The organism is Nitrospira sp. BLG_2 (genome assembly GCF_049222245.1).
Genome location: NZ_JBLYIG010000072.1, coordinates 1 through 2,160 on the forward strand (window position 1 = coordinate 1; position 2,160 = coordinate 2,160).

Consider the following 2,160-nt stretch of genomic DNA (forward strand, 5'->3'; position numbering starts at 1 on the left):
ATCTACACGGTGGATGTTGCCACCAGTGTGACCGGTGTAAACGTCTCCGCCACTAAAGCCGATCCGAATGCCGTGATATCCGGTGATGTGCCCAATCAAGGCCAAGCGATGATCCCGCTCGGTGGTCCAGGCACGATCACAAACGTGTTGATTACAGTCACGGCACAGAATGGAAACTCCAAGACTTACCGTATCATCATCGAACGAGCGGCGCCCATGAACAACAATAATCTGTCTGCATTGAGCGTGAGTGCAGGCACTTTGTCTCCGCCCTTTGCTCCAGGGACCGTGAATTACTCACTGGAGGTACCTGCCAGTGTCGACCGGACGATCATCTCCGCCACCAAGTCCGATCCGAACGCCGTGATGTCCGCGTTCGGCTCGGTGATCGCTCCAGCGGGAGTCCCGGCAGGACAAGTGAGCGCTACGCCGGGGCCCGGGACGACCGTTCCCGTGCCGATCATCGTGACGGCGCCGGATGGAAGCCAAAAGACGTACACCATCAATGTGTTCAGACTGCTCCGCTAGATACAGAATCGTTCCGGGCAGCAGTCGTTCGGCGCCGGTACGTCCTACGGCTTCGGATCCAACTCGATCAGTCCTTTGCGGATGGCAAGGATGGCCGCTTGCGTGCGGTCGTAGACTTGAAGCTTGTGAAAGATATTCCGGACGTGATTCTTCACCGTCTTTTCGCTCAAATCAAGGCTGTTGGCGATTTCTTTATTAGTTTTCCCATCGGCAACCAGTCGCAAAACCGTAATCTCTCGTTCGGTCAAATCATGCTCGGCCCAGGCCGGCTTCTTGCCTTTCTTTTGAGCCATCAATGAGAATTCCGCCAAGATTTTACTGGCAACGGATGGGTGGATCAGCGATTCGCCCCGATAGATGGCGCGAATAGCCGCAACGATCTGAGACGATTCGGAGTCTTTCAAGAGGTAGCCTGTCGCTCCCGCGCGGACGAGGTCGAAGATGTACTGTTGTTCTTCGTACATGGTCAACGCGACGATACCGCTGTGTGGAAACTCGCGCTTGACTTGCCTCGTGGCCTCGACGCCGCCCATCCGCGGCATGCTCACATCCATGAGAATCACATCGGGAAGCAGCGCTCGGGATTTCTCCACCGCCTCCATCCCGTCTTGAGCTTCGCCGATGACGTGAATGTCTTCCTTGGTCTTTAGGATGGCGGCCAATCCTTCCCGAACCACCCGATGGTCGTCGGCGATCAGAACCTTAATTTTCTCCATTCTCTCTCTCCTCTTTGTGACCCAACGGCACCTCGACGATGATCTTCGTACCCTTCCCCGGTTTTGATTGGACATGCCCCTCGCCGCCCACCAAGCGAGCTCGCTCCAGGATACCCTTGATGCCGAAATGATCCCACTTTTCCGGGTCACGCAAAACGGTTTCCAGGTCGAAGCCGATTCCATTGTCCGAAATCGTCACGCGCAACAGATCCATATCGATGTCCAGCTTGATCGAGACACGGTCGGCTTTGGCATGCTTTTCGACGTTGCTCAAGGCTTCCTGAATGATTCGAAACAGAAAGATCTTCGTGCGCGGGAAGAGAATCTGCTCGTCTCCCGTGACCGAAAACTTCGTGGCGATGCGGGTTTGGGTCTGGTATGACTTGAAATAGTTCGTGAGGGCGGGAATCAATTCCATCTTGTCGTAGTGCAGGGGGCGCAGATTAAAGATCACTTGTCGGGCTTCCTGTATGGCCAGCTTGAGTTGGGCCTTGCTCTCCTTGAGGGTCGCCAAACTGGCTCGCGGGTTCTTCCGGATAAGCTGCTGACAGAGATCCAGTTTGAAGTTCACGCCCGCCAAGCTCTGCACGAGTCCGTCGTGGATCTCGCAAGCGATTCTGGTCCGCTCTTCCGTCACTGCAGCTCCGGTCTCTTTGACATACAATCGATAGAGCGATTGGTACTTATTCAGCGTCTTCTCGATCTCCGCCGTCGCGCGAATGCGGGCTCCGATCAGTTCCCACATGAATTTTGCGCTGGCTCCGCCAAGGATGGTGACACCCATGCGATGAAAATCCTGGAGGAACTGCCAGACCTCTCCGTCACCTGACACATCGATGATCAGGTCAACACGCTCCATCGCCAACAGCTGTCTATAATCGCCTGTAACCGGAATGTTGAGCTGTTTGGCCAGTCC

At 55.3% G+C, this 2,160-nt stretch carries 3 protein-coding genes; 1 reads left to right on the forward strand and 2 read right to left on the reverse strand.

Features of this window, described 5'->3' with window-relative positions:
* Positions 1-528 (forward strand): cadherin-like beta sandwich domain-containing protein (locus tag ACOSYY_RS02005; protein ID WP_421660596.1); only part of this gene is annotated, 528 nt, incomplete at its 5' end.
* Positions 529-572: 44 nt separating this feature from the next.
* On the opposite strand, the gene ACOSYY_RS02010 is transcribed toward ACOSYY_RS02005, so the two are convergent.
* Both ACOSYY_RS02010 and ACOSYY_RS02015 read right to left on the reverse strand, forming a co-directional pair.
* Positions 573-1,244 (reverse strand): response regulator transcription factor, encoded by a 672-nt coding sequence (locus ACOSYY_RS02010; RefSeq protein WP_421660597.1) that lies wholly within the window; start codon positions 1,242-1,244, stop codon positions 573-575.
* Positions 1,231-2,160 (reverse strand): sensor histidine kinase (locus ACOSYY_RS02015; RefSeq protein WP_421660598.1); only part of this gene is annotated, 930 nt, incomplete at its 5' end. The genes ACOSYY_RS02010 and ACOSYY_RS02015, both read right to left, overlap by 14 nt.

What these genes read in the sequence shown, in the direction of transcription:
- ACOSYY_RS02010 (WP_421660597.1), bottom strand. Translation starts at nt 1,244, where the DNA reads ATGGAGAAAATTAAGGTTCTGATCGCCGACGACCATCGGGTGGTTCGG.